This is a genomic window from Salinicola sp. V024 (genome assembly GCF_052645315.1).
The window spans coordinates 176,820-203,730 of sequence record NZ_JBQXYB010000003.1; the positions used below are offsets into that span (position 1 = coordinate 176,820).

At 63.4% G+C, this 26,911-nt stretch carries 24 protein-coding genes; 15 read left to right on the forward strand and 9 right to left on the reverse strand.

Annotated elements, in window-relative coordinates:
* Positions 1 to 152: 152 nt before the first annotated feature.
* From ACUN9V_RS06695 to ACUN9V_RS06715, 5 genes are all read left to right on the forward strand, one after another.
* Positions 153 to 1,850, forward strand: a complete 1,698-nt coding sequence (locus ACUN9V_RS06695) for an L-lactate permease (protein WP_075561151.1) — start codon at positions 153 to 155, stop codon at positions 1,848 to 1,850.
* A 269-nt stretch (positions 1,851 to 2,119) separates the two neighbouring features.
* Positions 2,120 to 3,619 (forward strand): glycolate oxidase subunit GlcD, encoded by a 1,500-nt coding sequence (glcD, locus tag ACUN9V_RS06700; protein WP_445510809.1) that lies wholly within the window; start codon positions 2,120 to 2,122, stop codon positions 3,617 to 3,619.
* A gap of 52 nt (positions 3,620 to 3,671) precedes the next feature.
* Positions 3,672 to 4,865, forward strand: coding sequence for a glycolate oxidase subunit GlcE (gene glcE, locus ACUN9V_RS06705; RefSeq protein WP_445510810.1), 1,194 nt, complete (start codon positions 3,672 to 3,674; stop codon positions 4,863 to 4,865).
* Between the two features lie 15 nt (positions 4,866 to 4,880).
* On the forward strand, positions 4,881 to 6,170 hold the full coding sequence (glcF, locus tag ACUN9V_RS06710; RefSeq protein ID WP_445510811.1) for a glycolate oxidase subunit GlcF: 1,290 nt from the start codon (positions 4,881 to 4,883) through the stop codon (positions 6,168 to 6,170).
* 116 nt (positions 6,171 to 6,286) lie between these two features.
* Entirely contained in the window at positions 6,287 to 6,688 is a 402-nt protein-coding gene (locus ACUN9V_RS06715) for a GlcG/HbpS family heme-binding protein (RefSeq protein ID WP_445510812.1), read from the forward strand.
* On the opposite strand, the gene rluF is transcribed toward ACUN9V_RS06715, so the two are convergent.
* On the reverse strand, positions 6,685 to 7,791 hold the full coding sequence (gene rluF, locus ACUN9V_RS06720; protein WP_445510813.1) for a 23S rRNA pseudouridine(2604) synthase RluF: 1,107 nt from the start codon (positions 7,789 to 7,791) through the stop codon (positions 6,685 to 6,687). The two genes, ACUN9V_RS06715 and rluF, sit on opposite strands and share 4 nt — an antisense overlap.
* 344 nt (positions 7,792 to 8,135) lie before the next feature.
* On the opposite strand from rluF, the gene ACUN9V_RS06725 reads away from it, so the two are divergent.
* On the forward strand, positions 8,136 to 9,128 hold the full coding sequence (locus ACUN9V_RS06725) for a Bug family tripartite tricarboxylate transporter substrate binding protein (protein WP_445510814.1): 993 nt from the start codon (positions 8,136 to 8,138) through the stop codon (positions 9,126 to 9,128).
* A gap of 124 nt (positions 9,129 to 9,252) precedes the next feature.
* Here ACUN9V_RS06725 and ACUN9V_RS06730 read toward each other — a convergent pair whose 3' ends face one another.
* Positions 9,253 to 9,918: an IclR family transcriptional regulator gene (locus tag ACUN9V_RS06730; protein WP_075561041.1), complete on the reverse strand. Its 666-nt coding sequence runs from the start codon at positions 9,916 to 9,918 to the stop codon at positions 9,253 to 9,255.
* Positions 9,919 to 10,064: 146 nt separating this feature from the next.
* Between ACUN9V_RS06730 and ACUN9V_RS06735 the strand changes: the two genes are divergently transcribed.
* Together ACUN9V_RS06735 and ACUN9V_RS06740 are read left to right on the forward strand one after the other, a co-directional pair.
* Positions 10,065 to 11,225 (forward strand): CaiB/BaiF CoA transferase family protein, encoded by a 1,161-nt coding sequence (locus ACUN9V_RS06735; protein ID WP_445510815.1) that lies wholly within the window; start codon positions 10,065 to 10,067, stop codon positions 11,223 to 11,225.
* Positions 11,226 to 11,240: 15 nt separating this feature from the next.
* Entirely contained in the window at positions 11,241 to 12,074 is an 834-nt protein-coding gene (locus ACUN9V_RS06740; protein WP_445510816.1) for a citryl-CoA lyase, read from the forward strand.
* 24 nt (positions 12,075 to 12,098) lie between these two features.
* Here ACUN9V_RS06740 and ACUN9V_RS06745 read toward each other — a convergent pair whose 3' ends face one another.
* Both ACUN9V_RS06745 and ACUN9V_RS06750 read right to left on the reverse strand, forming a co-directional pair.
* Positions 12,099 to 13,880 carry an NADPH-dependent assimilatory sulfite reductase hemoprotein subunit gene (locus ACUN9V_RS06745; protein WP_445510817.1) on the reverse strand — a complete coding sequence of 594 codons (1,782 nt, stop codon included), beginning with the start codon at positions 13,878 to 13,880 and terminating at the stop codon, positions 12,099 to 12,101.
* Between the two features lie 8 nt (positions 13,881 to 13,888).
* Complete coding sequence (locus ACUN9V_RS06750; RefSeq protein ID WP_445510818.1) at positions 13,889 to 15,688, reverse strand: assimilatory sulfite reductase (NADPH) flavoprotein subunit; 1,800 nt, start codon at positions 15,686 to 15,688, stop codon at positions 13,889 to 13,891.
* A 301-nt stretch (positions 15,689 to 15,989) separates the two neighbouring features.
* Between ACUN9V_RS06750 and ACUN9V_RS06755 the strand changes: the two genes are divergently transcribed.
* Positions 15,990 to 16,673: a glutathione S-transferase family protein gene (locus tag ACUN9V_RS06755; protein WP_445510819.1), complete on the forward strand. Its 684-nt coding sequence runs from the start codon at positions 15,990 to 15,992 to the stop codon at positions 16,671 to 16,673.
* Positions 16,674 to 16,753: 80 nt separating this feature from the next.
* Here ACUN9V_RS06755 and ACUN9V_RS06760 read toward each other — a convergent pair whose 3' ends face one another.
* Entirely contained in the window at positions 16,754 to 18,460 is a 1,707-nt protein-coding gene (locus ACUN9V_RS06760; protein WP_445510820.1) for a DUF748 domain-containing protein, read from the reverse strand.
* 60 nt (positions 18,461 to 18,520) lie between these two features.
* Complete coding sequence (locus ACUN9V_RS06765) at positions 18,521 to 19,045, reverse strand: YgjV family protein (protein WP_075561031.1); 525 nt, start codon at positions 19,043 to 19,045, stop codon at positions 18,521 to 18,523.
* A gap of 289 nt (positions 19,046 to 19,334) precedes the next feature.
* On the opposite strand from ACUN9V_RS06765, the gene bioB reads away from it, so the two are divergent.
* The 4 genes from bioB (at position 19,335) to ACUN9V_RS06785 (ending at position 22,428) form a co-directional block, all read left to right on the forward strand.
* Positions 19,335 to 20,402 carry a biotin synthase BioB gene (gene bioB, locus ACUN9V_RS06770; RefSeq protein WP_445510821.1) on the forward strand — a complete coding sequence of 356 codons (1,068 nt, stop codon included), beginning with the start codon at positions 19,335 to 19,337 and terminating at the stop codon, positions 20,400 to 20,402.
* Entirely contained in the window at positions 20,399 to 20,536 is a 138-nt protein-coding gene (locus tag ACUN9V_RS06775; RefSeq protein ID WP_445510822.1) for a hypothetical protein, read from the forward strand. Before bioB ends, ACUN9V_RS06775 begins: the two co-directional genes overlap by 4 nt.
* A 167-nt stretch (positions 20,537 to 20,703) precedes the next feature.
* Complete coding sequence (locus ACUN9V_RS06780) at positions 20,704 to 21,540, forward strand: alpha/beta fold hydrolase (RefSeq protein ID WP_445510823.1); 837 nt, start codon at positions 20,704 to 20,706, stop codon at positions 21,538 to 21,540.
* A 162-nt stretch (positions 21,541 to 21,702) separates the two neighbouring features.
* Entirely contained in the window at positions 21,703 to 22,428 is a 726-nt protein-coding gene (locus tag ACUN9V_RS06785; protein ID WP_445510824.1) for a dienelactone hydrolase family protein, read from the forward strand.
* A 48-nt stretch (positions 22,429 to 22,476) separates the two neighbouring features.
* Here ACUN9V_RS06785 and ACUN9V_RS06790 read toward each other — a convergent pair whose 3' ends face one another.
* Entirely contained in the window at positions 22,477 to 23,430 is a 954-nt protein-coding gene (locus ACUN9V_RS06790; RefSeq protein ID WP_445510825.1) for a TIGR03571 family LLM class oxidoreductase, read from the reverse strand.
* A gap of 182 nt (positions 23,431 to 23,612) precedes the next feature.
* Between ACUN9V_RS06790 and ACUN9V_RS06795 the strand changes: the two genes are divergently transcribed.
* Positions 23,613 to 23,861: a GlsB/YeaQ/YmgE family stress response membrane protein gene (locus ACUN9V_RS06795; RefSeq protein ID WP_445510826.1), complete on the forward strand. Its 249-nt coding sequence runs from the start codon at positions 23,613 to 23,615 to the stop codon at positions 23,859 to 23,861.
* 339 nt (positions 23,862 to 24,200) lie between these two features.
* Positions 24,201 to 24,821 carry a flavin reductase family protein gene (locus ACUN9V_RS06800; protein WP_445510827.1) on the forward strand — a complete coding sequence of 207 codons (621 nt, stop codon included), beginning with the start codon at positions 24,201 to 24,203 and terminating at the stop codon, positions 24,819 to 24,821.
* Between the two features lie 52 nt (positions 24,822 to 24,873).
* Here ACUN9V_RS06800 and ACUN9V_RS06805 read toward each other — a convergent pair whose 3' ends face one another.
* Complete coding sequence (locus tag ACUN9V_RS06805; RefSeq protein ID WP_445510828.1) at positions 24,874 to 26,478, reverse strand: diguanylate cyclase domain-containing protein; 1,605 nt, start codon at positions 26,476 to 26,478, stop codon at positions 24,874 to 24,876.
* Positions 26,479 to 26,481: 3 nt separating this feature from the next.
* Entirely contained in the window at positions 26,482 to 26,910 is a 429-nt protein-coding gene (locus ACUN9V_RS06810) for a hypothetical protein (protein WP_445510829.1), read from the reverse strand.
* Position 26,911 lies beyond the last annotated feature (1 nt).

The following is a 26,911-nucleotide window of genomic DNA, read 5'->3' on the forward strand; positions in this document are numbered from 1 at the left end:
GATGACCACGATTGGCAGCGAGACCGCCTGTGGTTATCTTCCGAGTCAATCGCTGCGCCGGCTACCGGAGCGGATCGAGCGTTTCGTCGCTGCTCGGCGATGCCATCCTGGCGATAAACGAAGCTGATAATAACGACACAGGGGCTTTCGATATGGATCAAACGCTGCTCTCTCTGCTCGCCTTCCTGCCGCTGGTGCTGGCGGGGGTTCTGCTGATCGGCTTCCGCATGGCGGCGCGTACGGCGATGCCGATCGTGTTCGTCGTCGCGGTACTGATCGCCCTGCTGGCCTGGGACATGACCGGGACTCGCGTGCTGGCCTCGACGCTGCAGGGGCTGATCATGACCGTATCGCTGCTGTGGATCATCTTCGGCGCGATCCTGCTGCTCAACACGCTGAAACACTCGGGCGGCATCATGGCGATCCGCAACGGTTTCTCCGGGATCAGCCCTGATCGACGCGTCCAGGCGCTGATCGTTGCCTGGCTGTTCGGCTGCTTCATCGAGGGCGCTTCCGGCTTCGGTACGCCGGCCGCCGTGGCCGCCCCGCTGATGGTGGCGCTGGGCTTTCCGGCGCTGGCTGCCGTGGTCGTCGGCATGATGCTGCAGTCGACGCCGGTGTCGTTCGGCGCCGTCGGCACCCCGATCGTGGTCGGTGTCACCGGTGGCGTGAATCAGGTAGCGATTGCCGATCAGCTCACCACCAACGGCTCGACCTGGGAAACCTATTTCCGCCTGATCACCTCTGAAGTCGTCATTACTCACGGCATCATCGGGGTGTTCATGCCGCTGATTCTGGTCATCGTAATGGTGCGTTTCTTCGGCGAGAATCGTTCCTGGACCGAAGGCTTGTCGATCACGCCGTTCGCGCTGTTCGTCGGCGTCAGCTTCGTGGTGCCCTCGATGCTGGTCGGCGTATTTCTGGGGCCTGAATTCCCGTCGCTGCTGGGCGGCCTGATCGGGCTCGCAATCGTGGTCCCGGCGGCGCGCAAGGGCTTCCTGCTGCCCAAGGACACCTGGGACTTCCCGGAGCGCTCGAAATGGCCTGCAGAGTGGATCGGCACCATCGAGATCAAGGTCGACGACGTCGCCGGGCGCGCGCCGATGTCGACTCTTCGCGGCTGGATGCCCTACGTCATCGTCGCCATCCTGCTGGTGATCTCGCGCACCATCCCCTCGGTCAAGGCGGGGCTGTCGTCGATCAGTACCGGCTGGAGCAACATTCTGGGCGAACAGGGCGTCTCCGGTAGCGTCGAGTGGCTGTATCTGCCCGGCGGCATCATCCTGATCGCCGTCATCTGCACGATCTTCCTCCATCGCATGCGCGCCCCGCAGGTCAAGGCCGCTTTTGCCGAGTCCTCCAAGACCATCTTCGGCGCCGGTTTCGTGCTGCTGTTCACGATTCCGATGGTGCGGATCCTGATCAACTCCGGTGTCAACGAGTCCGACCTGGTCTCGATGCCTGTCGCCATGGCCCAGCTGGTCGCCGATGGCGTGGGCCAGATCTACCCGCTGTTCGCCCCGGCAGTCGGCGCGCTTGGTGCGTTCATTGCCGGCTCCAACACCGTCTCCAATCTGATGCTGGCGGCGTTCCAGTTCAATGTCGCCGAAGTGCTCGGCGTCTCCACCGCGATGATGATCTCGCTGCAGGCGGTGGGCGCCGCCGCCGGCAACATGATCGCGATCCACAACGTGGTGGCGGCCTCGGCCACCGTCGGGCTGCTGGGTCGCGAGGGTACGACGCTGCGCAAGACGATCCTGCCGACGATCTACTACTGCCTGTTCGCGGGGACCATCGGGCTGCTGGCGTTCTACGTGTTCGGCTTTGAAGACCCCCTCATGGGCGGCTGACCGCGTACAGATAGAACCAAAATGAACAAGGCGGCGAATCGCCACCGACTCGCCGCTCCCCACGACTCCCGGCACCGCCGGGAGTCGCTCTCTCGTCGCGACACCTTTATCGCCCCGTGATCTGACCCTTTATCCGTTCGTTGGGCTTTTGGCTAATAGCCCCCGACGACGGCCTTCCACAGAATGATCGCATCGCCAATGTGGAAAGCCCTTCCACAAACGCCATTCTTTCGAACCGTACCTGCCGCCGACCGGCTCCAGGAGAAGTCATGGAACTGCTTTACGACGAACGCATCGATGGCGATATCGCCGACGTCGACAAGTCGGCGCTGATGGCGGCCATCCTGGCAGTCGCCCCCCAGTTGACACTGCTCGGTCGCGAGGAAGATCTGCGCCCGTTCGAATGCGACGGGCTGTCGGCCTATCGAGTGCTGCCCATGCTGGTGGCCATGCCCACGACGCTGGCCGAGGTCGAGGCGTTGATGCGGGTCTGCTACGAACATCACGTGCCGGTGGTGACACGCGGTGCCGGTACCGGCCTCTCCGGCGGTGCGCTGCCGCTGGAAAAAGGCGTGCTGCTGGTGATGTCTCGCTTCAACAAGATCCTGAGCGTCGATGCCGATGCCCGCATCGCCCGCGTTCAGCCCGGCGTGCGCAACCTGGCGATCAGCGAGGCGGCCGCCCCCTACGGGCTTTACTACGCGCCTGATCCGTCGTCGCAGATCGCCTGTTCGATCGGCGGCAACGTCGCCGAGAACGCCGGCGGCGTGCACTGCCTGAAGTACGGCCTCACCGTCCATAACGTGTTGAGCGTGGAGATCGTCACCATCGAGGGCGAGCGCATGACCCTCGGCGGGGAGTCGCTGGACACCCCCGGCTACGACCTGCTGGCGCTGTTCATGGGCTCGGAGGGGATGCTCGGGGTGATCACCGAGGTCACGGTGCGACTATTGCCCAAGCCGGAAGTGGCCAAGGTGCTGATGGCCTGCTTCGACGACGTCGAGCTGGCCGCCAGAGCAGTCGGGGACATCATCGCCGCCGGCTGCATTCCCGGTGGACTCGAGATGATGGACAACCTGGCGATTCGCGCCGCCGAGGATTTCGTTCACGCCGGCTACCCGGTCGAGGCTCAGGCGATCCTGCTGTGCGAACTGGACGGCGTCGAGGTCGACGTGCAGGCCGACTGCGAGCGGGTTCGCGAGCTGCTCAACGCTGCCGGCGCGACCCAGATCCAGCTCGCCCGCGACGATGCCGAACGCCAGCTGTTCTGGGCCGGACGCAAGGCCGCCTTCCCCGCCGTGGGCCGGATGTCGCCGGACTATTACTGCATCGACGGCACCATTCCCCGGCGCGAACTGCCGCGCGTGCTCAAGGGCATCAACGAACTTTCCGCGCATTACGGACTGCGGGTCGCCAACGTTTTCCACGCCGGCGATGGCAATCTTCATCCGCTGATCCTGTTCGACGCCAATCAGCCGGGCGAGCTCGAAGCCACGGAAGCACTCGGCGGCAGGATTCTCGAGCTGTGCGTCGAGGCGGGCGGCACCATTACCGGCGAGCACGGCGTCGGCCGCGAAAAGCTCAACCAGATGTGCACCCAGTTCGCCGCCGACGAGATCACCCTGTTTCATGCGGTGAAGTCCGCCTTCGACGAGCGCCGGCTGCTCAATCCCGGCAAGAACATTCCGACGCTGGCCCGCTGCGCCGAATTCGGTGCCATGCACGTGCATCACGGTGAGCTGCCGCATCCCGAGCTGCCCAGATTTTAAGCGCTGATACGAGGCATAGCGCCACGCCGCTTCAGAAACAGGAACCACGCCCATGACTCATCTGCAGGATCAGCGGCCGGAATACACCTCGGCGGACGAACCCGGGCCGGATGCGCTGGCGGGCAATGACGATAGCGAGGCGCTCTGCGAGCAGGTCGCGCGCGCCCAGGCCGAGCGAGCCACGCTGCGAATCGTCGGCGGTGACACCAAGGCGTTCTACGGTCGCCAGGTCGATGCCGCGCAGTCGCTCTCCACCACCGGCCACCACGGCATCGTGCATTACGATCCGGTGGAGCTGGTAGCGACCGTGCGCGCCGGCACTCGGCTTCGCGATCTCGAACGGGTGCTCGCCGACAACGGCCAGCGTCTTGCCTTCGAACCGCCGCACTTCGGTGACAACGCCACGGTGGGTGGCATGGTCGCGGCCGGGCTTTCCGGCCCCCGTCGCCCGTGGGTCGGTGCCGTACGCGATTTCGTGCTCGGCGTTCGCGTCATTACCTTTGATGGCAAGCTGCTGCGATTCGGCGGCGAGGTGATGAAGAACGTTGCCGGCTACGATCTCTCGCGGTTGATGGTCGGCGCCCAGGGCACGCTCGGCGTGCTGACCGAAGTCTCGTTCAAAGTGCTTCCCATTCCCCAGGCGCACGCCTGTCTGCGACTCGAACTGCCGCTGGCCGAAGCGCTCGAGCGTTTGACGGCCTGGGGTCGAGAACCCTTGCCGATCACCGGCGCCGCCCACGATGGGGAAGCGCTGCATATACGCCTTGAAGGCGGCGAAGGGTCGGTATCGGCCATGCGTCAACGCCTTGGCGGTGAACCGGAAGAGCCGCTGTTCTGGGAGCAGCTACGCGAGCAGCGGCTGCCCTTCTTCGATGACGCTCTCGATGGCGCTGTCGATGACGCTGCCGATACCGTTGCCGAGCGGACCCTGTGGCGTCTGTCGCTGCCGGCGCTGGCCCGTACGCCTTCGCTCGAGGGCGACTGGCTCGTCGATTGGGGCGGCGCGCAGCGCTGGCTGAAAAGTGCCGAGGGAAGCGGTTTCGAGGACGACCCGCGCACCGACGTCCACATCCACGAGGCCGCCATTGCCGCCGGCGGTCACGCCACACGATTCACGCCCGGCGCCAGCGGCGATTCGCCTTTCACGCCGCTGGCACCGGTCCTGGCCAAATATCACCGCCAGCTCAAGGACCGACTCGACCCCCAGACGATTTTCAACCCCGGTCGGCTTTACGCCGAGTGGTGAGGAGACCTTTACCCCATGCAGACCCATTTCTCCGAAGCCGCCCGCGCGAAGCCGCATATCGTCGAGGCCGATCGCATTCTGCGCACCTGCGTGCACTGTGGCTTCTGCAACGCGACCTGCCCGACCTATCAACTGCTGGGTGACGAGCGCGACGGCCCGCGCGGGCGCATTTACCTGATCAAGGAGCTGCTGGAAAGCGAAGACGGCGACGAACAGGTCACCCAGGAGACGCAGTTGCACCTGGACCGTTGCCTGAGCTGTCGCAGCTGCGAGACAACCTGTCCCTCCGGCGTCGAATATCACAAGCTGCTGGATATCGGCCGGGCCGAAATCGACCGCCGGGTCGGCCGCCGGCCCGGCGAGCGCGCCCTGCGCCTGGGCCTTCGCACGGCGCTGGTCGAACCCAAACGCTTCCAGGCCCTGCTGGCCCTGGGCCAGACGTTTCGCCCGCTGGCGCCGCACGATCTGCGCGACAAGATTCCGGCCCGCCAGCCGCCGCGGCAACCTCTTCGCCACCAACGCCCCGACCCTGCCCGCCACGCCCGCCAGATGCTGATCCTGGAAGGCTGCGTGCAGCCTGGACTGGCGCCGAACACCAACGACGCCACGGCACGGGTGCTCGACCGACTGGGTATCGGCGTCAAGCCGGCCCGGGAAGCCGGCTGCTGTGGCGCCATCGATTTTCATCTCAATGCCCAGGACGCCGGACGCGAGCGCATGCGCGCCAATATCGATGCCTGGTGGCCGCTGATCCAGAGCACGGGTGAAGCGGGTACCGCCAGCGTGGAAGCGATCGTCCAGACCGCCAGCGGCTGTGGCGCCTTCGTCAAGGAGTATGGGGAAATGCTGGCCGACGACCCCGAGTACGCCACCAAGGCAAGACGTGTCAGCGAGCTGGCCAAGGATCTGGTCGAGATCCTGCGGGAAGAGGATCTGGAAGCGCTGGGAGAACAGCATCCGGCAGCGCGGCTGGCGTTTCACTGCCCGTGCACGCTTCAGCATGCGCAGAAACTGGGCGGTGCCGTCGAAACCGTACTCACACGGCTGGGATTCGCGCTGGCGCCGGTGCAGGATGGTCATCTCTGCTGCGGTTCCGCCGGGACCTATTCGATCACCCAACCGACGTTGGCCAAGCGGCTGCGCGACAACAAGCTGGACGCGCTGGAAGCGCAAGCGCCGGATACCATCGTCACCGCCAATATCGGCTGCCAGAGCCATCTCAACGGCGCCGGTCGGACACCGGTCCGTCACTGGATCGAACTGGTGGATGAATGCCTGGAGACCAGTGATTCAAGGACGGACTGATTCATGGGCGGACTAATTCAAAGCCAAGCTGACTCAAGGGCGACCGGCTTTCGGTAGCCCGCAACGCGTACGCTCTCTACGTACTCTCTCTACGCACTCTCTCGAAAGGACGACCGATGCTCACTAAATCCGCACTCGAACTCAACGACGTCAATGCCATTCTGGATGCCGCGCAGACCGAAGCCGAAGCTCAGGGCTGGGCGGTCACCATCGCCGTCGCCGATGACGGCGGCCATCTGCTCGGCCTGCGCCGCATGAATGGCGCCGCGCCGTTCAGCGCTGGCGTGGCGACCGAAAAGGCACGTAACGCGGCGACCGGGCGCAAGGAAACCCAGGTCTTCGAGGATATGATCAACAACGGCCGTACCGCCTTCGTGACCGCCCCGATGACGGCACTGTTGGCTGGTGGGGTGCCGGTGATTCACGAGGGACACGTGATCGGCAGCGTCGGCGTTTCAGGGGTCAAGCCGGATCAGGACGTCCAGGTCGCCAAGGCTGGCGTCAACGCTGTCAGCTAACGCTTTTTGGGCCGGGCACCCTTGGCATGGCCGCCCGGCTTGCCCGCTCGACCTTTACCAACGGGCTTGCCGCCTGCCTTTTGCTTTGTACCAGGCTTGCCGCCGCCGGAGGCCTTGGCCTTCGGGTGAGGCTTTCCGGCCACACCGCCTTTGGGACCGGAACGCGCCTTGCCACCCGCGGCCGTCTTGCCCTTGGGCAGTGGCTTGGCTGTAGTGGACTTGTCTCCGGACTTGGACCCGGGCCTGTTTCCGGACTTGGCCCCGGGCTTGGTTCCAGCCCCGCCCCCGGATTTGGTTCCAGCCCCGGCCCCGGTTCGGGCCTTCCCTGCCCCCGAGCGGGAGCGCTGATTTGGCTTGGCAGGTCTCTTTGTCTCCGCCCCGGTTTCGGAGCTTTCCGTCAACGCAACAATGGTGTCGATCTCTTTCGGGGTGAGATCCCGCCAGTCCCCTAGCGCCAAGCCCTTGAGCGAGACATTCATGATTCGGGTACGCACCAGCTGAGTGACTTCGTAGCCGAAGTATTCACACATCCTGCGTATCTGGCGGTTGAGACCCTGGACCAGCGTAATGGTGAACACGAACGTCGATTCTTTCTGTACCTGACAACGCTTCGTCACCTTGCCCAGAATCGGCACGCCACGTTGCATGCCGTCGACGAACTCATCGGTGACCGGCTTGTTGACCGTCACCTGATACTCTTTCTCGTGATGATTGTTGGCGCGCAGGATCTTGTTGACCAGATCGCCGTTGTTGGTCAGGAAGATCAGCCCCTGGGAGTCCTTGTCGAGCCGGCCGATGGGGAAGATACGCGCGCCGTGCTTGACGAACTCGACGATATTGTCCTTCTCGCTGGACTCGGTGGTGCTGACGATGCCCACCGGCTTGTTCAGCGCGATCAGGATCAGATCCTCCTCTTCCTGAGGCTCGATATCCTGGCCGTTGACCTTGACCCGATCCCCCGCCACTACCTGGTCACCGGTCGTCGCTCGGCGACCGTTGATCCACACGTTGCCTTGCTCCACGAAGCGATCGGCTTCCCGACGAGAGCACATCCCGCTTTCGCTGATGTACTTGTTGATACGGGTCGATTGTCGTAACGCCATAAAACACCGTCTCGCTGAAAAAGGATGACCCAGCGTTCTCATCAAAACACCGAGCGAGCGCCAGCTCTTCCGACCACGGCTACACGCCGGGCTAGTTTGACGCTTCCTTCGCGGAGATAAAACCTGGGCTCGCCTTTTTCGCCGTCGACTATCGCCTGTCCCGCTTCGCCGTCTCCGTGACCGACGGACGCCTCTTGAGCCAGAAAGTTCTACCTGAAAGAACATTATAGCTTCTGACAGTATTCTTTAGTCGCAATTGAGGGCTTCGAGATTGACCCCGTTCCCGCGCCGGAATAATTTTCACTGTCGAAACAGGTTCTACAAAAGAGAATAATGGAGACGCCATGAAATTGCTGTCCTTGAAGCCATCCGCACTCTGCGCCGCGCTCGCGTTGGCAACGCTGTCCCTGTCGGCCCAGGCGGCCGGTCCGAGCGGGAAGATCGACTGTATCGCACCCGCCAATCCCGGCGGTGGCTGGGATTTCACCTGTCGCAGCGTGGGGCAGGTGCTGAGTGAAATCGGCGCCATCGACGGCAGCGTCCAGACCACCAACATGCCGGGGGCCAGCGGTGGGGTCGCGTTCTCCCACGTGGTGACCAAGCGCGCCGGCCAGAACGACGTCATCGTTTCGGCGTCTACCTCGACCACCACTCGCCTGGCCCAGCATCAGTTCCCCGGCATGAACGCCGACATGGTCAACTGGGCCGGCACCGTCGGCGCCGACTACGGCGTGATCGCGGTAAGCAAGGACTCACCCTACCAGACCCTCGAGGACCTGCTGGACGCGATGGAGAAGAAGCCTTCCAGCGTCAGTTTCGCCGGCGGCAGCGCCAGCGGCGGATGGGACCATCTCAAGGTTTTGATGATGGCTCGCGCCGACGGCATCAAACCGTTGAACAAGATCAAGTATCTGCCGTTCGACGGCGGCGGCGAGGCGATGACGCAGGTCGTCGGCGGCCATATCAACGCCTTCTCCGGCGACGCCTCGGAAATTCTCGGCTTCGTCGAATCCGGCGATCTACGCGTCCTGGCGGTTCTCGCCGATGGCCGCCTGCCCGGCGCCCTCAGCGAATTCCCCACTGCCAAGGAACAGGGCGTGGATGTCGAGGGCATCAACTGGCGCGGATTCTACCTGCCACCGAAGCTCTCCGACGAAGACGTTGCCTGGTGGGAAGATGCCCTGCACAAGGTCTATGAAAGTCAGGAATGGAAGGATGTCATGAAGCAGAACGGGTTGATTCCGTTCGATCGCAGTGGTGATGCCTTCAAGGATTATGTCCACCAGCAGATCGCCGATATCGAAACGATCTCCAGAGAGGTCGGCCTGATCCAGTAAGGTCAGCAATCGAAAACGGCCGGCTCGCCAGCGAGCCGGCCGTTGTTCTGGCGCTCTCTCGAACCACCGCCGGCTCCTGTCGAGTCTTGTAGGCTTTTCTTACGGACTGGCGATGCAGCGAGCGTCAGCTGGCACGTAGTGCACGAGGCCATTGCCGCTCGAGACGGGGTGCGTACTGGATCAGCAAAGGCGTATGACGATCCTTGACCGCCGTCGTGAACCGCTCGCTGGGACCGGATAGCGCCAAGGCGCCCATCAACTCGCCCTCGCCGTTGTAGATACCGATCGCCGCCGCCGACAGGCCGGCCTGGCGCTCGCCGCTCGATACCGCGACCTGGCCCCGCGGGGTCTCGTAATTGAGCACCCGACCTGCCGCGCCGCGCCCCAGCGGCAGTCTTACGCCTTCCTCGAGATGGTGGCGCACCTCCAGCCGACCGTTTTCGCGCAGCCGACAGATGCGGTGATCGCCGTCACGCACATAGAAGGAGGCGGTCTCCTCGCTGGCATCACGCAACGATTCCAGAATCGGCCGCACCAGGTTCTCGAGCTGTGGCCCGTCCCCCGCCAGCGGGGCCAGGCGCGACACCGCCGGACCGACCCGATAGATGCCGCGCTCGTCACGAGTGACATAGCCGAAGTGTTCCAGCGACGACATCAGTCGCAGGATGGTGCTCTTGTAAAACCCGGTGGCATTGGCCAGCTCGGTCAGTGAAAACTCTCGCCGCTCCTGGGAGAACGCCTCGAGCAGAGTCAGTGCTCGCTCGACGGCCTCGACGCGCCGTTGGGCCATATGACGCTCCTTTCGATAATGGACATTCCGATCATGCAAATTCTGACTTGGACTAATGGCGAATGTTGCGACAGGCAAAACGCTATTGCAACCAACTCCTCGCAACCATATTCTCTCTGAAAGAATTCGTTTCATCAGGAGGAATGATGTCATCGCCGTTAACCGGTTACCGGGTACTCGATCTGACCAATGTGCTGGCCGGCCCGTTCTGCTGTCATCAGCTGGCCCATCTCGGTGCCGAGGTGATCAAGGTCGAGCGACCCCAGGGTGGAGATCTCGCCCGCCAGCTCGGCGCGGATCCGGCGCTCAACCGCGATCTAATGGGCGTCTCTTTTCTCGCCCAGAATGCCGGCAAGCGTTCGGTGACACTGGATTTCAAGCAGGCTGACGATCGCGAAGCCTTCCTCGAGCTGGTGGCGAGCGCCGATGTCGTGGTCGAGAATTTCCGTCCCGGCGTCATGCAACGCCTCGGCCTGGGCTACGAAACCCTGCGTCAGACCAACTCCGAGCTGGTTTACTGCGCGATTTCCGGCTTCGGCCAGGAAGGTCCTCTGGCCAACTACCCGGCCTACGACCAGATCATCCAGGGCATGGCGGGCGTGATGAGCATTACCGGCACGCCGGAGAACGCACCCTACCGGGTCGGCTATCCGCTGGCGGATACCGTTGGCGGTCTGACGGCGGCAATGGCGATCAATGCAGCGCTGGCCGAGCGCCCCCGCAAGGCGCATTTCATCGACATCTCGATGCTCGAATCCGTGCTCGCCACCATGGGCTGGGCCGTTTCCAACCTGCTGATCGCCGGCAAGCCACCCCAGCCGATGGGCAACGACAACGTCACGGCCAGCCCTTCCGGCACGTTCGCCACCGCTGACGGCCTGATCAACATCGCCGCCAACAAGCAGGAGCAGTTCGAGGCGATCTGCCATTTGCTGGAACGCCCCGAATGGTTGACGGATACGCGCTTTGCCCATCGCCAGTCACGACTGGATAACCGCCAGGCGCTGAGCGACTGCATCGAGGTGGTGCTGAAACAGCAAACGACCGAGTACTGGTGGCCACGCCTGGTCGAAGCCGGCGTGCCCGCCGGGCCCGTCTACAGCGTCGCCGAAGCGCTGGCCCACCCCCAGGTTCGCGACCGCGGGCTGATCGAGCGATTCGACGACACCTCGATCGGCCGACCGCTGGAGGTGGTCAGCGGCGGTTATCGCTTCGATGACCAGCCACCGCGGGTGGCGTCGCCGCCGCCTCGGCTAGGCCAGGACAACGCCACCCTGCTTCCCGCTCACGCCGCCAACGACGAATAGAACCGGAGATATCTCATGACCGACGCTCACACGCCCGAATACCAGGCCCAGCAGTGGTGGAAAACCGACATCATCGATATGCGCCCCGGCGAGATTCGCTATCGCGGCTACCCGATCGAGGAGTTGATCGGCAACGTCGGTTTCACCGACATGGTGTGGTTGATGACCCGCGGTGAACTACCCGGCCGAGCGCAGGCCGCGCTGCTGGAAGCGGCATTGATGAGCGCCGTCGATCACGGCCCGCAGGCCCCCAGCATCGCTATCGCGCGGATGGCGGTCACCTGCGGCAGCAGTCTCAACAACGCCATGGCCTCCGCCGTCAACGTGCTCGATGACGTTCACGGCGGCGCCGGCGAACAGGCCGTCGAGCTGTACCAGTCGATACTCGAAAACCAGATTGGCGGACGCAAACTGGAAGCCGCCGTCGAGGAAGGCATCGCCACCTGGCAGCGCGAGCGAACCAAAATCATTCCCGGCTTCGGTCACCGCTTCCATCCTGTCGATCCGCGCGCGCCGAGGCTCCTGCAGCTGGTCGAGGAGGCCGCCGCTCGTGGCGAGGTGGATGGCAATTTCGTCGCCATCGCCCGTGAGGTCGAACGTCAGTTGATCGCCATGAAGGGCAAACCGATTCCGCTCAACATCGACGGCGCCACCGCCGTCATCTACGCCGAACTGGGCTTCCCCGCCCCGCTCGCCCGCGGGCTGTTCTGCCTGTCGCGCTCGGTGGGCATCCTCGCCCACGCCTGGGAGCAGCAGTGTCAGGGCGGACGCAACAAGGGCCCAATGCCCAAGGGCTGGCTGTGGCCCTATGGCGGTCCGGCCAAGCGCCCGGTGCCGGACCGGGAGTAATTTCCCCGCTCGATCGCGGCCCGCTCAGACTTCGTGAAATACGCGCCCTGCCGTGGTCGCGTTGATCACGCCGATGCGAATGACGAAGTCGCCGAAGGGTTCGTCGGCTTCACGCTCGGTCGCATAGCGCTGGATCAGCGGCGTTAGTGTCTCGAGGATTGTCGCTTCATCGATGTTCTCGCGGTGGAGCTTGTTCAGCCGTTGGCCGCTGAAGCCGCCGCCGAGATAGAGGTTGTAATGCCCCGGCGCCTTGCCGACGAAGCCGATCTCGGCCAGGTACGGCCGCGCGCAGCCGTTGGGGCAGCCGGTCATGCGCACGATGATGGCGTCGTCGGCGAGCCCAGCCTCGCGCATCACGGCGTCGAGCTTGTCGATCAGCGACGGCAGATAGCGCTCGCTTTCCGCCATCGCCAACCCGCAGGTCGGGAATGCCACGCAGGCCATGGCGTTGCGCCGTAGCGGAGAGGTTTCCGCGACCAGCCGATGACGGTCCAGCAACGCGTCGATGGCCTCGCGCCGGGACTCGTCGACCTGGGTAATGATCACGTTCTGATTGGTGGTCAGAACCAGATCGCCGTCGTGCTGCTCGGCGATCTCGCGCAGACCGCTGCGTAACTGCGGGCCATCCGGAAAGTCAGCGATACGTCCGTTCTGGACGAACAGCCCATAGTGCCAAAGGCCGTCGTCGCCCTGAATCCAGCCCAGCCGATCGCCGTTGTTGTCGAAGTGATAATCGCGCGCCGGTGCCAGCGCTTCGCCGAGATGCCCTTCGACCTCGGCCTTGAACGCGTCGAGCCCCATCTCCTCGACGGTATATTTCAGTCGTGCCTGCTTGCGGTCGCGACGATTGCCGTTGTCGCGCTGCACCAGCATGATCGCTTCCGCCACGGCGGGCACGGCTTCCGGCGTGCAGTAGCCGATAGGATCGGAAAGGCGCGGGAAGGTCGTCGGTTCGCCGTGGGTCATGCCCATGCCGCCGCCGATGCAGACGGTGAGGCCGCGAAGCTCGCCGGGCTCGCCATTTTCCCCCTGCTGAACATCGGCAATGAAACCGACGTCGTGGGCAAACAGATCGACATCGTTCTCCGGCGGAATCGCCAGCGCCACCTTGAACTTGCGCGGTAGATAATGGCGCGTGTAAAGCGGCTCATGTGGATCGAGTGCCGGCGAATCACTTTCCGCCGGCGCACCCGTGCGTTCCTCGGCGCCCCCGGCGACACGCTCCTCACCCAGAAAGATTTCGTGATAGGCGCGGGTGCTGGGCAGCAACCGGGTGCTGATTTGATGACTCAGTTCGTAGACCTGACGATGAACAGCGGAGCGATGCGGGTTGGCGGTGCAGATCACGTTGCGATTGACGTCGCCGCAGGCAGCGATGGTATCCACCATCGCCTGGTGGATCGTCTGCAGGTGCGGTCGCAGGTTTTCCTTGAGCACGCCGTGATACTGGAAAGTCTGCCGTGTGGTGATGCGCAGCGTGCCGTTGGCGTAACGCGAGGAGACGTCATCGAGGGTCTGCCACTGGGCCGGCGTGACCAGACCGCCGGGCAGGCGAAGGCGCACCATGAAGCTGTATAGCGGTTCGAGCTTCTGATGCCGACGCTCGTCGCGCAGGTCGCGGTCGTCCTGCTGATAGAAGCCGTGAAACTTGGTCAGCTGGGTATCGTCCTCGGCGACGGCGCCGGTGGCGCGGTCGGCCAGACCCGCTTCCAGCGACCCCCGCAGATAGTCGCTCTCCACCTTGAGCCGCTCGTTGGGATGCAGCTCATCCAGGGGTACGTCACGCAGTTTGGCGATGATGTCCATGTCGGCTCCTAATAGATGTCGCGCTGATACCGCTTATCCTGCTGCATCTGGCGCAGATAATCGTCGGCGCCGGCTTCACCGTGCCCGCCCTGTTCACGGATAACGTCGCGCAAGGCCTGATGCACGTCCGGCGCCATGAATTCGGCATCGCCACAGACGTAGACATAGGCGCCCGCTTCCAGCCAGGCGTAAAGCGTTTCGGCCTGTTCGCGCAGCCGGTCCTGAACGTAGACCTTGTCGGCCTGATCGCGGGAGAACGCGACGTCGAGTCGCGTGAGCAAGCCCCGCTGACGCCACTTGAGCCACTCCGTCTGATACAGGAAATCGCTGCGAAAACGGCGATCGCCAAAGAATAGCCAGTTGTCGCCGCCGGCGCCTCGCTCCTCGCGCTCCTGCAGGAAAGCGCGAAACGGGGCGACGCCGGTGCCGGGGCCGATCATGATCAGCGGCGCCTCGTCATCGTCCGGCAGCTTGAACTGCTTGTTGCGGTCGATGTAGATCGGCACGCGGTCGCCGGGCTCGATGCGGTCCGCCAGGTAACTCGTGGTCACGCCGTTGCGAGCCCGGCCGTGGGTTTCGTAACGCACCACGGCGACGGTGAGATGCACTTCGTCGGTCGCCGCGGACTGGCTCGAGGCGATCGAGTAGAGCCGTGGCGGCAGCTTGCGCAGCGCCGCCGAAAACTGAGCGGCATCGATCCCCTCGACCGGAAACTGCTCGACCACGTCGACGATATGGCGTCCCTGCAACCAGTCGCGCAGCTCGTCCCGGGCTTCTTCACCCAGCAGACGCTGGAGCTCCGGCGCTCGAGACCACTCCGCCCACTGTTTCAAAAACGGCCGCGTCAGCGTGGTCACCTCGAAATCCGTCAGCAGCGCGTCGCGCAGCACGCGCCCCTCCTCCAGCGGCGATTCGGCATCGAACTTGAGCATCTCGATCAGCTCATCGACGTGGCCAGGGTCGTTCTGCGGCACGACGCCGACGGCATCGCCCGGCAGATAGTCGAGCCCGGAATCTTCCAGCGACAGCTCGAGATGCAGGGTCTGCTTGTCCGAATCGCGCCCGTTGAGCGGCTGACTGGTCAGCACCTCGGCCAGGAACGGCTGCTTCTTGGAGTAGCGCGGCTGACCGCCTTGCGAAGCGTCGGTTGCGGCGACCTGAGTCGGTGGCGGCGTGGCGAGATCGCCGGACAACGACTCGAGCACCTCTTCGATCCAGGCTTCGGCCGTCTCTTCATAGTCTACGTCGCAGTCCGTCCGCTCGTGGATCGCTTCGCCACCGAGCTCCGCCAGCCGGGCGTCGAACTGCTTGCCGGTCTCGCAGAAGTGCTCGTAGCTGGCATCGCCCAGGCCCAACACGGCGAAGCTTAGCCCCGCGAGTTTCGGCGCCTTGCGCCCCATCATCAGCTCGTGGAATTCGAGTGCCGGGTCGGGCGGATCGCCGTCGCCCTGGGTGCTGACGACGACCAGCAATCGCTCGACCTCTTTCAGCGTCTTCTTGCCGGCATCGGCCATGCTCGCCAGCGTGACGTCGAAGCCCTGGGCGCGGGCACGCTCGGCGGCCAGCTCGGCCACTCCTTCGGCATTGCCGGTCTGACTGCCGTAGAGCACGGTCAACGCGGCAGATGCCGCTGGCGCCGGCGCATCCCCGATCTGCGGCGATCCGGCGGCCTGGGCGTTGAGCCCGGCCAGATAACCGCTGAGCCACTGACACTGGGAGGCATCCAGATCCGCCAGCGCCTGCTGCACACGCCTGGCCTGATCGGCACTCAGGGGGCTGTTGGTGTCGGTCAGCGAGTTGGGAGCCATCCATGACCTCTCGGCACATCCGGTAACCGATAAACCGGTGATTGAACGTAGTTGAACGAAACGGCGCAAAGCGCGCTCTCGAAATCGACGCGCTCTCGAAACCCACGCACTATCGAAATCGATTGGCTAAAGCCTAGTCGGTTAACCGCTGAGTGTTGGGGCGAGTTGAAAGAATCAAAAAGTCCGATCGGCGCTGTGCTTATTCCATCGAACGATCAGCCGTTGTTCTCTCGGCCGAGCGAAACTTTGCGGAGTCGCCCCAACATCGCATACTCGGATTTTTCCTGACGCGGAGGCAACCATGGCCTATCGACTTTTCATCGCCAACAAGAACTACTCTTCCTGGTCGATGCGACCCTGGGTACTGCTGCGCGCGCTGGAGATCCCGTTCGAGGAGGTGCTGACGCCGTTCGAAAGCGCCGGCAAGCAGCAGGCGTTCACGCGTTTTTCGCCCACGGCCAAGGTGCCCTGCCTGCACGATGGCGATCAGGTGGTGTGGGACTCACTAGCGATTCTGGAATATGTTGCCGAGGATCACCCGGCCGCGTGGCCCGGTGATCGTGCCGCCCGCGCCTGGGCGCGCTGCGCCAGCGCCGAGATGCACTCGGGCTTTGCGGCGATACGCGACGAGTGCTCGATGAACTGCTCGTTGACCATAGACCTGGACACGCCGAGCGAAGCGCTCGAGAAGGATCTGACCCGGCTCGAAGCGTTGTGGCAGGAAGGATTGGAGGCTTTCGGTGGGCCCTGGCTCGCCGGCGAGGCGTTCACCGCCGTGGATGCCATGTTCGCCCCGGTGGCGGTGCGTATGCGCGGCTACGGCATCGAGCTCGGCCCCGATGCCATGGCCTACGCCGAGCGCCTGCTCGCCCACCCGGCGGTGACCGAATGGGTTGAACAGGGCGTCGCCGAGCCGTGGGTCGACGAGCCGCATGAAGCCGACTGCATCAGGGGCCGGCGGGTCATCGAGGATCGCCGCGCGTAGATTCTGCTCGGGGACGACCGCCGGCGAAGACGCCTTCGAGCAGCCATCGCCGGCTAGCCCCCATCAACGGCTAGCCCCCATCAACGGCTAGCCCCATCACCGCTTCCATCGTGATCGCCCATCAGGGCCTGGAGGGAGTCGACCGGCGATGTCAGGATATTGCCTAATGACTCCGTGACCGCCTGCCACACCACCTCGCTCATATCCACCTGGGTGTTCCCCTCGACGGTCGTCTCGATGGGAATATCCAGATTGATCACCCCTGACTTGGCCTGCAGCAGTCCGATCAGGTTTTTCAACGGCAGCGACGTCGCGTCCTGGTCAATCTCCTTGCCCAGCTTCAAATGCTTGAGAATGATGTGGTTCTGCGCGGTCAGGCGGCTGCCTTGCAAATGATAGTTGAGCTCGAGATCGGCGGTGCCATGGTCGATGCGGTAGCCGCCGAAGCGCCGGATATAGGGCGCGAACTGGGACAGCTCGAGTTGTTTGGTCGTCAGCCGCATGCGCGCGTCGAGCGGCTCGCCGAGATTGATATTCCCCTCGACCATCACCGGTGTGCCTTCGCTCTCCATGCCATCGAAGCGATAGTGCGCGGGTTGATCGCTGCGCGTATCCAACTGGGAAAGCTGACCGTTCAGCCCATCGACGTCGAGCGCAACGGTCGGCGACATGTGCCGATCCTCGAAATCGAACGTTCCTTGCTTGACCTCGAGACGCTTCAAAGCGAGCGCCATGCCGGCGTCGTCGTTGCGGTTTTGAGAGGCGCCGTTTCGGTTGGCATCTTTCAAATCATTGCCCTCCTCTCGAGAGGCAAAGGCGGTCGTGAGATTGAACTGTCCGTCGTCATCGATCAGGGCCGTCAATCTGGGTGCGGTGAGCACCGACGAATCGATCTCCAGGTGGTCGTCGAGGGCAAAATCGACGCCCTCGAACACGCCACGATCCAGAGAAAGCAACGGCTGATCCTGTGAGTCGACCGTTGCCAGATCGTCGAGTGACACCTTCCCTTGATAGGCGATCAAGGCGTTCGCCGCGGTACCGAAGCGCAGCTGACCGTCGAGATCGATCCGACCTTGATCAATTCGCGCCGGCATCCCCGCGGTCAACCAGGGGTCAATGGCGGAGGCCGCTACCTTCTGCGTCGTGATCGCGAGATCGCCGGTCAACGGCATCACCCCGAAACGCCCCTCGAGATCGATCTTCCCACCGCCGACCGTGCCAGAGGCTTGCCCCTTCATCGGCGAGTCGCCATCGCGCTGATAATCGTGCAGCGTCAAGCTCACGCCAGTCGCGGCGATGGAAGCGTCCTCGCCAGTCCCCCGATCCTGCCAGTCGATCTGGCCGTCGCTCACGTCGATACGCTCGATGGTTAGCGATGAACCGTCATCGGACGAAGCGTCGCCCGAGGACGAGTCCGCGCCCAGTGTGGCCAGATTGAGCGGCCCGGATTGCGTCGATACCAGATGCAGGTTTGGCGAGTCGAGGTGTACCTCCGAGATATGAATGCCGGATTGCCACAACGTTGTCCATTCGAACGCGACCTCACCGGAGGCTATCTCGATCATGGGCATCTCGCCGTCGCCGACCCGCAGCGTCGAGAATCGAGCAGTGGTCGTGAACGGGTTGAAAGTCACGCGCTCGATCTTGACGGGCGTCCCCAGCGAGTCGGTGAAACGATTTTCCGCCCACTTCGTGAGCGCCCATGGCCCGGCGAGAAAGACCAGCAATAGCACTACGACAATCAGAGCGAATACGCCGACCCAACGGCGGCGGGCAACAGTGGACATGGATACATTACCTTGTGTCGGCAGGGAGAATCATCGAGGCAGATGATTCGAGAATCGCCGTCAGCTAGTCTGAAGCTGGCGCTTCGCGCGGTAAATACGCCACATCGTGATTAGATTGGTGCCGAGCGCGATGAGTTCGGCAATGGCGCCGCCGATCGAACCGATGATCAGCGCGTTGGCGAGCCAGCTTAGCGCGACGCCCGCCAGTAGCGCCCGCATCGGCAGGCCCCGTAACAGAAACATCGCCAGCGTGCCGAACACAGCGGCAAGCAGCGGGAAAATATCGTACCAGGACTGCCAGGTCGCGATGGCGACCGCCGCCGTTGCCGCCAGCACCAGCCACATGATCCCCTGGCGCCGCGGAAAGCGCCGCGCCAGCCAGATCCGGACGACCACCAGGCCCGACATGCCGGCCGCGACCGCCTCGCCGAACAGCAGGAAATGCACCGCGAAGGCCACATTGGCGAATATCAGATAAAGCAGCAGCCGGTCGTCCTGACGGCTGGCAAATGCCGCGATGATGAAACCGAGAGCGACGAACCCACCCAGTTGAGCGGCGATCCAGGTCGGGCTGTAAGCGTCCATGCGGCTCCTCATGTCCAGCCAGGATTGGCGCGAAAGTCCCCAAGCTTAGACGATTAGGGCCGTGAACAATGCCTCCGCATCATGTCGTTTTACAAATGCCATGAACTGCCAGCGCCTATTCCGAGCCCGGAACGAGCCCGGAACGAGCGCGGGACGATCTCAAGCCGTTCCATTATTTCGATGTCGTCTCGGTCACGATGGACCTGTCAACGGACAGCTTATTTGAAGTTCACAGGCCATCGTGACAACATCCAGTCAACCAAGATTAAAACTAAAGTTGACTAACGATATGAGACCTTCTCGAACCTTTAGCGCTTCGCCGCGTCACGACTGGCAGCGAGACGAGGTCCAGACGCTGCTGGAACGTCCGTTCAACGAGCTGCTATTCGAAGCGCAAGGCGTTCATCGCCAGCATTTTGATCCCAATGCGGTGCAGATCTCCACGCTGCTCTCGATCAAGACCGGCGCCTGCCCGGAGGACTGCAAGTACTGTCCGCAGTCTGGCCACTACAACACCGGCCTTCAGCGCGAGAAGCTGTTGCAGCTCGAAGCCGTACTCGAAGAAGCGCGCAAGGCCAAGGCCGTCGGTGCCAGCCGTTTCTGCATGGGCGCGGCATGGAAACACCCGAGCGCGAAAGACATGCCGCTGGTGCTGGAAATGGTGCGTGGTGTGCGAGCCATGGGGCTCGAGACCTGCATGACGCTGGGGATGCTGAGTCGTGACCAGGCCGAACAGCTGGGAGAGGCCGGGCTCGATTACTACAACCACAATCTGGATACCTCGCCGGAGTACTACGGCGAGATCATCACCACGCGCACCTACGCCGACCGCCTGGAAACCCTCGACCACGTGCGTCGGTCCGGCATGAAGATCTGCAGCGGCGGCATTCTCGGCATGGGCGAAAGCGTCAACGATCGCGCCGGTTTGCTGCAGCAGCTCGCCAATCTGCGAGTGCATCCCGAGAGCGTGCCGATCAACATGCTGATCCGAATCCAGGGCACGCCGCTCGAACACGTCGAGGATCTCGACCCGATCGAATTCATCCGCACCATCGCCGTCGCTCGAATTCTGATGCCACATTCTCACGTGCGTCTGGCCGCCGGACGCGAACTGATGAGCGACGAAACCCAGGCGCTGGCGTTCTTCGCCGGGGCCAATTCGATCTTCTACGGCGAAAGACTGTTGACCGCGCAGAACCCGCAGGCAACGCACGATCGACGACTTTTCGAGCGTCTCGGCCTTCACCCCGAGACCCGTGAAGACGTCGACGACGACGCCCACGAAGTCGCCCTCCAGCAGCGCGTGACCCGGGCTCGGATCGATGCCATGGTCTCGGACGCGACGGCGCGGGCATGAGCACAGTATCCGCCGATTCGCTGGATACCGTGCTGGCGATCGGGCCGAGTTGGCGCGCGAGACAGGCCGGTCGGCTGAAGAGTCGGCAGGGCGGCAAGGAAGCCGCGGCGCTCACACTTTCCGCCGCGCTCTAAGGCGCCAGGCTCTGATGTAGCGCCATATGCCCGCCCAGCGCCCCCGCCGCGACCTCGAGACTGCGCTTCACGCTCTCGCAGGCCCATACTCATGAAGAGATCGACCGGCTGTTGAGAGCGCTGTTCAAGACCGCGCGTCGGCTATCGTCCGCCAGGAGAATATTGGCATGAGCCCCCAAAGACTGCTGCTGTTACCCGGCTGGGCTATCGGGCCCGCACCGCTGGAACCGCTGGCAGACGCCTTGCGCCAGCGGTTACCGGACTATCACGTCGAGTGTGTGCGCTATCCCGCCCTGACCAGCCACCGGCCCGAAAGTTGGGTCGCGGCGCTGGATCATCAATTACCTCAAGACGCCTGGCTGGCCGGCTGGTCTCTCGGCGGCATGCTGGCCACGTTGCTGGCGCAGTGGCGCGGCCGGCATGCGCGAGGCTTGATCACGCTGGGGTCCAACGCGAGTTTCGTCACGCGTTCGGGCTGGCCGCAGGCGATGACGGCGGAATCCGTGGGAGAGTTCCAGCGCGGCCTGCGAGCATCGCCTACCCGCACGTTCCGGCGGTTTGCCCAGTTGAGCGCTCAGGGCGGTCGGGATACTCATCGGTTGGGTCGCCAATTGATGGAAGCCCTGGCCACGACGCCACTGGACCAAGCGCTGGCCGGGCTGAGCGTGTTGTCGGCGCTCGATCTCCGCGAGCTGTTGGAGGCGCTGAAGATCCCGCAGTTGCATCTTTTCGGCGACAGTGACGCCCTGGTGCCGGCAGCGGCACGTGAGGCCATCGCCGAACGTCTACCCGAGGCCGGCCGCACGGCGCTGATAGAAGGCGCGGGCCATGCCTTTCCGGTGGAACGCCCGGAGGAGACCGCCGATCTCATGGCGACGTTCATGATCTCGGCTGACGGCTCTCGACACGCCGCTGACGGCTCTCGACACGCCGCTGACGGCTCTCGACACGCCGCTGAAGGCTCTCGACATGTCGCTGAAGGCTCTCGAGGGCCGGGCTCATGACTGCCGCCCCAGGGACCGAGCCTTCGTCAGCCGCCAGCAAAGCCGCCTGACGCTGTATCGATGAAAGGCATCGCCCTCGTCTTTTACATTGCCTGCTAAACTCCTGTCTCGGGCTTCATTTCCACATCTCAAAGTTCCGTTGACCGCCCACAAGGAGAAATCATGTCTCATAGCGATTCCCAGACCCACATCAAGACCGAATGGATCGAGATCACCGCCGAAGACGGCAAGACGTTCAAGGCGTATCAGGCGCTGCCGCACAAGGGCAAAGGCCCCGGTATCGTGCTGATCCAAGAGATCTTCGGCGTCAACGGCCACATGCGTGGCGTCGCCGAGCAGTACGCGATGGATGGCTACAGCGTCATCGTGCCCGACATGTTCTGGCGCGATGAGCCGGGCGTGGAGCTCGGCTACGACGGTGACGACTGGAAAGAAGCCGTGGCTCACAAGCAGGCGCTGGACTACCCCACGGCGATCAGCGATCTGCGTGCGACGACCAAGGCGCTACGCGCAAGCCCCGTCTGCGATGGCCCGGTAGCGTCCGTGGGCTATTGCATGGGTGGCGTGCTCTCCTATCTCTGCGGTCTGGACGCCGGCGTCGACGCGGCGATCTGCTACTACGCCGGTGGTATCACCGAATATCTGCCGCGCGCCGATGAACTCAAGGTGCCGGCACAGTTCCACTTCGGCGCCGAAGACGACCACATTCCGCTCGAGCACGTCGAGCAGACCCGTCAGGCCTTCGCCGGCAACGACGATATCGAAGTCCACCTCTACGACGGTGCGGAACACGGCTTCAACTGCTGGGCACGGGCAAGCTACAACCAGCACGCCTCGGCACTGGCACACGGCCGCACGCTGGCGTTCCTGGCCAGCCACGCCCAGTAAGACCTTTACGGCGCGGATGACATCGTTTCAGCGCGAGTCCGCAAGGGTTCAGGAACCGTGAAAGTGCGGCAGAACGTGGGCGGCCAGTTCCTCGATGATGGCATCGGCTGGCCGCTCCTCGAGACGTAGATTCAGAGAGACGTGGTGAACGCCCATCTCTCTAAGTGCTTCGAGTTTTTGGATGAGCGCATCACGGCCAGTCCGGTAACCTAGATCGATCGGCGTCGCCGGTGCGCCAGCATCGGCGGCCAGATCGAGGCGCATCGCCTCGCCGAACCCGCGGAACCCGCCGGGCGCGCTCTGTTCGACGGCGGCGCGCCACATCCGATAGCGATCGAGCTGCTGCGCCGGCTCGCGATGATAGGTCATCCAGCCGATGGCATTGCGGGCGATCCAGTTAACGCTCTGACCGCCCGACCCGACCGCCAATAGTGGCACTGGAGCCAGCGGCACCGGCCGCAGCTGGAAATCCGGCGAATCGGTATCACGCCGATCCGGAACGACCTCCTGTGGCGCACTCAGCGCCTTTGCCACGACCTGCCAATGATCCGCGAACAGGCGCCGCCGCTCGGCGACATCCTCACCGAAGGCGGCGAATTCGGGCGGGCGATCGCCGGAGCCCAGGCCGAGAATGAAGCGACCGTCCGACAGCGTGGCGACCGATGCCGCCGCCTTGGCGATATGCAGCGGATGCCGCAGTGTCAGCACGATGGCGCCGCTGATCAGCGCGATCTGCCGCGTTTCCGCCGCCAGCGCACCCAGCCAGCTCCAGGGGTCGAGATGCCCGACCGGATCGGGGTAATGGCTGCTGTTGAGCGGCACATCACGAATCCACAAGGCGCGGAACCCGCTATCGTCGGCGAGTCTTGCCAGGCGTCTCTGCTCGGCGATGTCGATCACCGCCTGATCGCTCGGCATCATCGGCAACGCCAATCCAATCGACAGCCGGTTCGAGGTCAATACGCGTCCGGCGATCGTATTGTCGGCATCACTAGATGACATGAACTCCTCCTTCAGCCTTCGTTTGATATACCGGGGCGCACTATTGCCAGGTAGCGGTGTCAGGCTCGGAAGACGATGATAGCGCCAATTCGGCACTTGTCGTTTGCGCCATCTACGACTAACTTCCCTAGGGCGTGTCAGGAAGGCATGCTCAAACCATGAATTACATAGGGACAGACGCCATGGGAATTATTGCGTGGATCATCTTTGGCTTGATCGCCGGCGCCGTTGCCAAGCTGGTCATGCCGGGTAAAGATCCGGGTGGCATCATCGTCACCATCATCATCGGTATCCTCGGCGCCGTCATCGGCGGCTGGATCGGCACGGCGCTAGGCTTCGGCGATGTCTCCGGCTTCAACATCGGCAGCTTCGTGATCGCAGTTCTCGGCGCGATCGTACTGCTGGTGATCTATCGCGTCGTTCGCAAGTAACGATCGCCGCGCTCTCAGACTCGACGGCTCAAGCCGTCGAGTCTGACGCATTTCTGCTCCGATTCCTGAATTCCGGCTTGGCCCCTGACTCGTCAAAGCTCGCTGCCGTCGTCGGTCAGTGGACATATCCCTCGTCACTCGCCGATATCCTCTACCTGCGAGCGAAGTCCGACACAGCCTTAGGCGACAAAGCCTTACGCGACAAAGCCCTAGGCGATACAGCCCCGCACGACGAATTTTCATGCTCTGCATGACATAGCCTGCATCACAAAGCGCCAGGTAATACACTCCTACGCCACAGCGCTCTACTTATCCGACACGTATTCCAGGATCTCCCGCATGCCCAACAATGCGCATTTCTATGAGCCGAGCCTTGGTCACGGGCTACCCCATAACCCCTTCAAGGCGATCGTCGGCCCACGACCGATCGGCTGGATCTCATCGCAAGATCGCGAAGGCCGGCTGAATCTGGCGCCCTACAGTTTTTTCAATGCTTTCGCCGACACGCCACCGATCATCGGTTTCTCGAGCGCGGGCTACAAAGACAGCGTGCGCAATATCGAAGCGACCGGCGAGTTCTGCTGGCAGCTCTCCACACATGCGCTCGCCGAGGCCATGAATCAAAGTTCGGCGTCGGTGGAACCGGAGGTGAACGAGTTCGAACTGGCAGGTCTGACGCCCCGTCAATCACGGGTCATCGACGTACCGCACGTCGGCGAAGCGCAGGTCGTGTTCGAGTGCCGGCTGACGCAGTCGATTCGCCTCGAATCGGCCGACGGCGAGAAGATCGACAACTGGCTGGTACTGGGTGAAGTGGTCGGCGTGCATATCGACTCGACGCTGCTGAGCGACGGCGTCTACCAGACCGCTGCCGCCCGCCCGATCTTGCGCGGTGGCGGGCCTGCCGACTATTTCGAGATCAGCCCGGATCAGAACTTCAAGATGTTCCGCCCCGGGTAGCGGTATCTCGCCAAGAGCTGGGTTGGTGATAAACCAGCGCGCCGGGCCCGTGTCAGTCGGCGTGAGCGACGCTGGCGTCGCTGTAGAACCGCCAGGTATTGCGGCCGGCCCGCTTGGCCGCATACATCGCCATATCCGAGAACTGTACCGTCTGCTGGGGGTCGTCAGAGTCCAGCCCCAGCAGCGCGATACCGATACTGACACCGACGGTCACTTCGACGCCTCCATCTGCCTGAAGCGGAGTGCGGAGACGTTCCAGAAAGCGCGTCAAAATCGATTCGACCTCGTCACGCTCGTGGCAACCCTCGAGCAGCACGACGAACTCGTCGCCGCCGAGACGGGCCACGTAATCGCGCTGCCGCACCAGATCCGCCAGAATGGCACCGACATGGTTCAAGGCACGATCCCCGACCTGATGGCCGTAGGTGTCGTTGATCCGCTTGAAGTGATCGAAATCCAGCGTGATCAACGCGTGGCAGCGTTCGGGATACAGCCGATGATGGCGCGCCATCACCGCCAGCCGATGATCGAAACCGCGGCGGTTGCCGAGCCCGGTCAACGGATCGGTCATCGCCATCCGCTCGGCGGCATCCGCTGCTTCCTTGCGCTCGGTGATATCGTGCGCCACGCCTTGCAGGCGCCCCGTCTCGAGCGGGCTCAGAATCAGGCTGACCCAGCGCTGTCGGTCGCCGTCCTCCAGCGCCACTTCCCACTGGCGTTCATGCCCGCCCTGATCATCGCCGGTGACGAAGGATTGCGCATCACTGTCACCGTCGCTGACCAGCGCAGCGAAGGCGATCGGATGCCGCTCCAGATTGGTCTCGCCGGGCATGCCGAAAAGCCGTCGAAATGCCGGGTTAGCGGAGCGGATGAACCCGCCGCCGTCGAGTTCGAAGATACCGGCCTCGACGTTGTCGAAGATCGCCCGGTAACGGCGCTCTTCGACTTCCCGCTCGAGTCGCAGCCGGCGCTCCTCGCTCAGACTCTGGACGAGGTTGTCGATCATCGCATTGACGCTGATCACCAGCTGGCCGATCTCGTCATCGCGGTTGCCCTTTGGCGCCTGCAGTTGCTGGCCGGTTTCCGCTTCCAGCTCGCTCAAGCGATGCGATAGCCCGGTAATTGGCCGGGTGACGAATCTCACCACGACCAACACCACGCACAGGCCGATGCCCACCAGTTGCAGCAACAACGCGCCGCCGATGAAATTCGAGGCCTGCGCCACCAGCTCGTCGATATAGGCCTGATCGGGCTCGACCGTGATCTCACATACCGAGGTGCCCGGCTCGAACGGCGAGAAAACGTCCCGCGTGACGGTGGTGGCGTCAGAGTCACTCTGATTCGTTCGACCGCTGGCGAGCGTCGTGCCATCGGCGGCCTCGATCCTCGCGGCGCTGACGATATTGTTGCTGAGCAGGCCGTCGGTGACCTCCTGGGCCAGATGACGGTCGCCCAGAAAACAGCCGATCTGCGCGGTGCGCTCGACCGTCGTCAACAGCTCCTGAATGCGTGACTGCTGCTCCTGCTGAACACTTTCGGCGCGCAGGTAAACCGCCAGCGCGAGAAAGACCACGCCCAGCAACGTGACGATGAGCAGGATGATCGCCGTCGTCCGTAGCGCCAGTCGTGTATGCAGAAGCAGCAGTAGACGAGGCATGGCTCACTCGCCCAACATCAGCACGACATGCATATCGTCGGGCACGTGGGCGCTGTCGACATAGCTCAAGGCGTTCATATTCTGGATCACGAGCTGATGCACGTCATCGCCCGAAGCGATCTGCTGGGGCGGCGAGGCTTCACCCGAGAACACCAGCCTGGCCCAGTAGGAGTTGATCTCCGCCAGGTCCTTGTTGACCAGCGCGCGATAGAACCGCGCCTTGAGCGAGGCCGAATCGACCGGCAGCGCCACATTACCGGTGGGCAGCTTACGATAGCGTCCCATGAAGATATTGACCGCATCGCTTCGGGTCAGATGATCGATGCCGCTACTGGCATTGACCACGACCGCGATGTCGGCGCTGGCCGATGACGTGAGAAGCAGGGTGATAGACAAGGTAGAGGCAGTGAGAAGCCTTTGGACTCGGTTCATG